At 48.4% G+C, this 318-nt stretch carries 1 protein-coding gene; it reads left to right on the top strand.

The window, feature by feature from the left end:
* Positions 1 to 318: AMP-binding protein (locus C900_RS27895; protein ID WP_185114010.1), on the top strand; the 318-nt coding region annotated here is incomplete at both ends.

Genomic DNA, 318 nt, shown 5'->3' with positions numbered 1-318 from the left:
ATTTGATAGGACTTATGGTACCTCGCAACGAAGAGATGGTGGTGTCGATGCTTGCTATACTGAAGTCAGGTGCTGCATATGTTCCGATAGACCCGGATTATCCTCAGGAGCGGATCCACCATATTATAAAGGACTCAGGAATCAAGCTGTTGATCACAGAAGAGTCATTAGTGGAGCGTGTGGGTTTTGATGGGGAGGTGATCATTCCTGGGCAGTTGGAAGAGGTACTTTCGGATTATTCTGCGGCGAATGTATCAGCCACTACAGGGCCACAGGACCTGGCCTATGTTATCTATACTTCTGGTTCCACGGGTTGGC

Source organism: Fulvivirga imtechensis AK7, from assembly GCF_000331535.1.
Classification (GTDB): domain Bacteria; phylum Bacteroidota; class Bacteroidia; order Cytophagales; family Cyclobacteriaceae; genus Fulvivirga; species Fulvivirga imtechensis.
Note: the sequence above shows the minus strand (reverse complement) of the source record. Positions and strands in the feature narration are given on the sequence as shown.